Raw genomic sequence first — 6,528 nt, forward strand, 5'->3', positions numbered from 1 at the left:
CATGGTTCAGACACTCAGGAAACAGGTGGATGGCATTACGTACTTTTGGTACTTGTATCGTGATGGTCGAACAATCCAGATCTATCACGGTGTCACCGAGCAATGGAAGTTGGATCAAGATGTCAGCGATGAGAAGGAAGAACAGTACTCGACGAGGCGTCAAGCGAAACGACGGATGGAGGAACTGATTGCCGAGAAACAAGCGGAAGGATACAAGCAGGATGATATTTACGGGATACAACCTGGACGAAAGGAACGCGAGAAGTTTCGACGACGGACGTCCTGGTTCGCCTATATCCTTATGGGACTTGCTCTGTTTCAGTTCGTGACACCGTTCTCTGTCTTACCAATTGTAATATTTGGAATGGGTATTCCTTTGATGCTTTTAGCTTTTCTCGGTAAAGGTTATCTTCCTACATGGCTTCGAATTGTCTGCTTCGTTAGTTACTTTTTCATGCACGTGATTCATCAGCAGGAATCGTACATCCCGTATCTTTTCCCGATTCTTTCGATAGGCACGGGAATACTATTATGGTTTCATCTTCGAAAAACGAGACAACAAATGAAAGTGGAGCAATGACATTTTTAAAAGGAGATGAAACATGTCGCTTCTAGATAAGTTATTACAAGACCCTATCGTTTCTGATCTACCACGTCTTCACACCGCTCTTCTTGCCAAAAATCGTGGCTTACGCAAAGAGTGGCTAGTACATATGGATAGATTCATTGAAGAAGCGAATACGTGGAACTTCGAGCGACAGCGGACGTTTGTGAGTTGGTTATTATCTACCTGTGAAGGAGAGACAGACGCTTCGTTCCTCTTGATTCATCCGCTAAAAGAACGTCTTCTAAAACCGACTTTGAAGAAGTGGATGAAAGAGTTGCCGGATGACGTCCGACCGTATCGCTGGTATGGTCTTTTCATTGATGAAGATGACCGTTACATCTACTTACAAGAAGCGCTTACACGTGGGGGAAGACGGGAACAGTTAGCGATCAAGAGAATGATTGATCATCACTTGTATGGACTTTGGTATTCTTTCCACCATCTCGATGAAGATTTGTATTTAGGAGAAATAGAAGAGGATGCAGCAACCTTAACAGAAGCTTGGTTACTAATCGAGCAACTCGAAGATGCGGTTTTGAAATCGGAATGTATTAACGAATGGCAGAAGAGGAATCAAACCTTAACGAATTGGATTCGTTTCCGGCAAGAGCACACCACCGGATTCATGGAGTGGCGGATGCAACAAGAATCAAAGGGTTGAGTTACAACAATGCAATGACCTCAGCTGTTTAGAAAGGGCGGAAACGCGTGGGATTCATTACTCTCGGAAATCGGCAGATGATGATACAAGCGATGAAAACGATCATGGTGCCGTACTTACGAGCACATGGATTCAAAGGAAGCTATCCTCTTTTTAGACGTAAACAAGACTCCTTTCAGGAAATCTTGATGATCTATATAACGAAATACAGTGAAGATTTTTATATGGAAACGAGTATCGTCCCATTGACTGGTTATGTCGATTTTGAAGGGGACACGATTCTCCCAAATAAAGTGAAAGTATCTGATTTAAAAGCAGAAGAACGGTTTGTCGTCGGGTCTGATTTAGTTGAACCACCTGACGGTGACGGAAAGTCTTTCGTGATGAATGGGCTAACGACAAAACAAGAACATGAGGACTTAGCGAAAGACGCATTAACCTACCTGAACATCGAGGATCCGAGTTGGATGAAGAGAACTGTCGCATGGCAGAGAGCGCTCTATCGATCGTTTGATGAAGAGAAAGAAGGAGCGACTATCCGTTCCGGTATGATAGAAATCTGTAAGAAGGAGTGATGCACCATGAAAAAGCTAGGCACGTTTACAAATCACAAAGGGAATCTGATTGTCTCGGATCCTGCTTTCCTTGAGCCGGATGTAGAATACAACGTGACAATTCCAGTTGAACAAGGTTCGTTTTGGACGGTCTTCTATGACGAAGATGAGTTCGAATCAATCAATTTGCTTTACCTAACAATAAATGAAGAAACGAAGCTGGATCCATCCGATTTCGAGCCGTTATCCGATCTAGTCGTCGTCGATTCAGCGCAGCTCGTCGTCATGAACACAGCAGATTACGGGAGACGGGAAGCCATCAATTGGGAGATTCGAAATACGCTAGAGTTCGACGAAGAGATCGACCCGTTCTATATCGCTATCTCAGACGAAATGATGGAAGACGAGATTTTCCTGTTTCCGTTCGGTGTCGCCGTTCAGTTAATGGGGGACGGACACTATGAAGTCCTTGTCCGACGAGAAGACGGTAACGTGACAGGGATTGCGATCCTCCTCGGGGAACATGAGGCTTTTGAAGAACACGATGACAAGGAAGACGTGTCACTAGAAGACGTTGAAGTTCCACGACTGAATCATCAGAACACTGTTTTACCAGACGATGTCTTTCTTACGAATATCCTTCAGGCGATGCGACTCTTTTATGTGAACGATCAAAAATCCTTGAAATACAGTATTCCAATCGAAGGTGAGAAGGTGGAGCACAAGCTGTATTTGTATGATTATTCATCCTCCATCCAAAACTATCAAGTGTCCGTGGAGAGTCTTTGTCCAGAAGCCCGCATCCAAGCATTCGAGACCGATCATTTTGCGATTCCGGAGTGGTATAAAGGTATTTTGCGAGTCTGTAACGGTGTGCGTTTTTCCGAAGAGTTGAACTTAAACGGTATTCCGTTGACGAGTTGGAATGGTTTATCGCATGAGATCCAAGGCAATCTCTCGGACAGTCTCGATGAATACGCGTTAACCGAGTTCGATGCGATCCGTGACAAGTATTTCTTTTTTGGCTCGTCGTTTAAACAGGACGAATACTATGCGGTATTGAAAGAGCGTCCAGACGAAGCCGTCTATCGCTTCGATTATAGAACGTTAAAACTCAAACCGAAGGCAACGACTTTCCAAGATATCGTCCGTGATGCATGGCGCGCGTGTAATCTGAAAGCACTCCATAAAAGAATGTGAGGATAATCTCATGAAAATAATCTATTCCCATGAAGACTTACTCGCACTCCAAGATCCTTTTGAATATGAGGTGGGATTGCCAATCCGCATCAGAGAACTGCCGGATTCCGTCATCGAAGAGGAGCTACCGGATAGCCGCGAACATTTGGATCGCCTTCTGAAAGAGGGCTATACCTTGGTCATTCAAAAACCACGAATTCCGAATCCTCCTGTATTCTCAAGGTTAGCCGTGATAGCGGAGAACACGTTCATGAAATTATATGTCTACGAGGCGGATCATTGTGAGGATGCGTTATGGGATGTCCTGTCCGAAAATGAATACGATCGGCACTGGGCATCCTTTTTACTGAAAAAAATCGAAGATGTCACATTCGAATTGCCTTATACGAATGAAGCTCAAAGTTCGCTGAAACTGTCTAATCTCAAAACAAATGAACTCGTACATCTACGATTTGAAACCCATCAAAGCGTGACGTGTCAGTGGGATTAAAAAAGGAGATGCTTCATGAAAACGTATCTTGAAGAGCATATCGATGCGACACGCGTCTACCCTTGGCTTGCGGATGCGAGTTCATCGATTCGTTGTCTATGTGTGGTCGGTGAAATGCTTTTGTTTCCAGAAGACATCGTCCAGTTCAAACAAATCAGTAGTGAGATGTTCCGTGATGAGCTAAAGCAAAAGCCTGCGTTGAGTACCTATCGCTTTTATGTAGTAGTGTGTGTCGGAAATCAGTTCCAATCCAAAAGAATCTTTGAGTACTACAAGCTGTGGCGTCTACTCGAACGAGAAGAGATGCTCGAGGGCTTCACCTCCCGAATAGAATTGCCAGTTCAAGTCGGAGAAGAACCATATTACGTTGGGATTGCTGAATTTGGCATCGAACAGCTCACAACAGCCGTTGAGATGATTAGTGATTCTCCAGCTATGTATACCATTATTTGTGGGAATCATGATCGACCGCCACACTGTCAGGAGCTACTTGATCAGGTACTCGACATCGGCTTAACAGAGAGTGGAGGTTTGCCAGTCGTCGAGATGGTCACGACACTGACCGCACAAGGTTATGCCGTCTGCACGTGGGGAAGTTCGAGTGAAGAACAGGAACTACAGTGTTTTTATACGGCAGCCTTCTTATAACAATGTAGAAAGAAGGAATTCGATGAGTCTGCGTGGCGTATCGTTTGAAATTCTGAATGAACCGGGACGCATCTTGCTCGACATATTAAGTGCGATCGAGATGAAGGCGTATGACTGGTTTCTTCGTAATTTTGATTTTCCGATCCAAACCATGGACGGGGACTTGTATGACAGTTTAGAAGAGTATTCAATCGATCAGAAAGCGACAGGACATGAACTAGCGAAATGGCTAAGGGGATCAAGCAATTACCTGATCTTTGCTGAATTGTTTGCATTTCAAAGTGATCAGACTGAAGAAGTAGGAATGACGTATGAATGGTTTCAGGAAAGCAATTGTCACATCGCGATTTTGGTGTATGACTGCACATACGTAGATATCTATTGTAAGGAGCAGCACGTATCTGAAGCGTTTTATGAGAATGCGATGAAACGTGGGTATACCGGAATCGAGTGGGTGACCGATGATAATGATCCTCGGACTCGTTTGTCGGTATGGGCAGAATAAGATACTGTTCAGACGAATAGATGTAAACGGTAAGCGTTCAAGATGAGAGATATGAACTACGAAGTGTTGATAAAAGGAGAGAAAAATCATGAATCAAGAGATGGAAGAGTTTGTTCAAGCGGTCCATCGGACGGTCGTTCAGGACGGTATGGCAGACTATAAGGACATCTATGAAGAAGAAGTCAATCCAAATGTTAATGACTATACGGCCTGCATCGCGTTTTACCAACAGGCGAGCGAAGCGGATCAAAAACGGATGAGACAGATGATGGAACAGACGATCATCGATACGGTTTCCCATGTATTTGGCATCATCGATGGGAGTTCAGGACTAAGTGGATCTGCGCTTGAAGCAAAATTGGCACTTGTCCGAGTCGACGAAGCAGGAGACCCGGTCGAGACCGTAGAGACAGATGGTGCATTGCAAGATACGTTTTTAGGCTACATAGAAGATCGTGACTTGAACGCATTGTGATGGAGGGAGCGGGAACCACTCATGATCCAACTGACAAAACAAGGCGACTCCGGTACGCTTTACCAAACAATCTATACGGAGGGACGCCTCATCATTCAACATCAAGGAATCGTTGGAGAATGGGTAAGAGAAGAAAACGTGAGAGAGATACGCGTCTCGCGCTTCAAACGATTAGGTGTACAGATATTGCAGTTGGTCGAGGAGTTTGAACGTCAAGGCTATCACGAAGTAAACGAGACAGATTACCAAGAACTAATCGTTCAGTTTCCTTATGACGAGGGTCAGGCAGAAGCAGCGCTCGAGCGCCGTCATATGATGGAAGAGATGATTGATGAAGGTCTGCTTCATACAGGAAACGGTTACTGTGAAGGCGGAGATATCGGCAGTGGCACGACGAATATCTTTTACCATGTCCTTGATGTCGAGGCAGCCGTTTCTCTGATCTTTGAAGGAATGAAGGAACACGATGTACGAGGAGAACCGATCATCGCGATATCAGAAGGAGAAGCGTACACCATTCTATACCCTGAAGGAGTGCCGTTCGATCTGATTGGTGAAGGTAAACCATGGAGCTGGATTCCGATGACGCAAGCGGAGGACAAGAAGATATGGCACGTCATTGATCAACAATTTCAATTCACACCGAGCACGACAGTCTTCCCCTCATACCATGCCCCGAGTCCGTTCATTACATACGAAGTGGATTATAAGAAACGAGAAGAAATCGAACGAGAACTAGGACGTATTCTGATCGAGCTAACTGTTGAAGGAGAACGCATCATGGCGCTCGATTGGAATCATCAAGGGTACTGGATCGACCCAAGACGTCCGTTTCTTCGCAATGAAGAAGGAGACTGGATGATTCCAGCAGTTCCAGATGGCGATTACTCCTTTTTCATCGCTCGTGATTTTCGCTGGGGATATCTCGGTCATCCGTGGGAGGGTAGCATCACGTTGTTTGGAGAAGATCTGATCTCTGCGTTCCAAGGAACAAAGAGTTTTAAGAATGAAATCCGAAAAGGGTGAGTAAGATGAAAATGACATTTCGACGAAACGACTGGATCGATGTGTTCCGGGAACTGCTACCACGCGACGATTGGCAAGACCTCGTCCGTCTTCAAATGAGTCAGTATTCGTATCCGGTTGAAGTAAAGTTTCTGGAACGACCACTCAAGCAGAATCTACACATCGACGATTTTTCAGATTGGACGGTCCGATCTCATATGATTATGACCGACGACTCACAGCTTGAAAGATTTCTCGAACACCTTGTCATCGAACAGCAGGAAATGGCGACTAAAGCAGAAGTGACGCTTATCATCCAAAAACAAGGACAAGGAATCGTCCGAGTCACGAACGATTGTGTCTCGATGTATGGAGTCGCGTAT

General features: G+C 44.9%; 9 protein-coding genes and 1 pseudogene. All 10 read left to right on the plus strand.

Going from position 1 to position 6,528, the window contains the following annotated elements; genetic code table 11:
* The first annotated feature begins 1 nt into the window (after position 1).
* Positions 2-580: a hypothetical protein gene (locus KNQ12_RS14950; RefSeq protein ID WP_214749025.1), complete on the plus strand. Its 579-nt coding sequence runs from the start codon at positions 2-4 to the stop codon at positions 578-580.
* A 133-nt stretch (positions 581-713) separates the two neighbouring features.
* Complete coding sequence (locus KNQ12_RS14955) at positions 714-1,268, plus strand: hypothetical protein (protein ID WP_214749022.1); 555 nt, start codon at positions 714-716, stop codon at positions 1,266-1,268.
* 47 nt (positions 1,269-1,315) lie between these two features.
* On the plus strand, positions 1,316-1,843 hold the full coding sequence (locus tag KNQ12_RS14960) for a DUF4304 domain-containing protein (RefSeq protein WP_214749019.1): 528 nt from the start codon (positions 1,316-1,318) through the stop codon (positions 1,841-1,843).
* A 6-nt stretch (positions 1,844-1,849) separates the two neighbouring features.
* Entirely contained in the window at positions 1,850-3,022 is a 1,173-nt protein-coding gene (locus KNQ12_RS14965) for a hypothetical protein (RefSeq protein WP_214749016.1), read from the plus strand.
* 10 nt (positions 3,023-3,032) lie between these two features.
* Positions 3,033-3,512 carry a hypothetical protein gene (locus tag KNQ12_RS14970; RefSeq protein ID WP_214749013.1) on the plus strand — a complete coding sequence of 160 codons (480 nt, stop codon included), beginning with the start codon at positions 3,033-3,035 and terminating at the stop codon, positions 3,510-3,512.
* Between the two features lie 15 nt (positions 3,513-3,527).
* A complete protein-coding gene (locus KNQ12_RS14975) occupies positions 3,528-4,160 on the plus strand; it encodes a hypothetical protein (protein ID WP_214749010.1) in 633 nt (210 codons plus the stop codon).
* 22 nt (positions 4,161-4,182) lie between these two features.
* Complete coding sequence (locus KNQ12_RS14980) at positions 4,183-4,665, plus strand: DUF2691 family protein (RefSeq protein ID WP_214749007.1); 483 nt, start codon at positions 4,183-4,185, stop codon at positions 4,663-4,665.
* Positions 4,666-4,753: 88 nt separating this feature from the next.
* The gene (locus tag KNQ12_RS14985; RefSeq protein WP_214749004.1) at positions 4,754-5,140 is read left to right on the plus strand and encodes a hypothetical protein; all 387 of its coding nucleotides are present in this window, start codon (positions 4,754-4,756) and stop codon (positions 5,138-5,140) included.
* A gap of 21 nt (positions 5,141-5,161) precedes the next feature.
* Complete coding sequence (locus KNQ12_RS17095) at positions 5,162-6,166, plus strand: DUF2716 domain-containing protein (RefSeq protein ID WP_251055855.1); 1,005 nt, start codon at positions 5,162-5,164, stop codon at positions 6,164-6,166.
* Positions 6,167-6,171: 5 nt separating this feature from the next.
* Positions 6,172-6,528 (plus strand): annotated as a pseudogene (locus KNQ12_RS14995) (hypothetical protein); the annotation flags it as partial.

Origin of the sequence: Exiguobacterium sp. s11, assembly GCF_018619015.1 — a bacterium.
GTDB classification, from domain to species: Bacteria; Bacillota; Bacilli; order Exiguobacteriales; family Exiguobacteriaceae; genus Exiguobacterium_A; species Exiguobacterium_A indicum.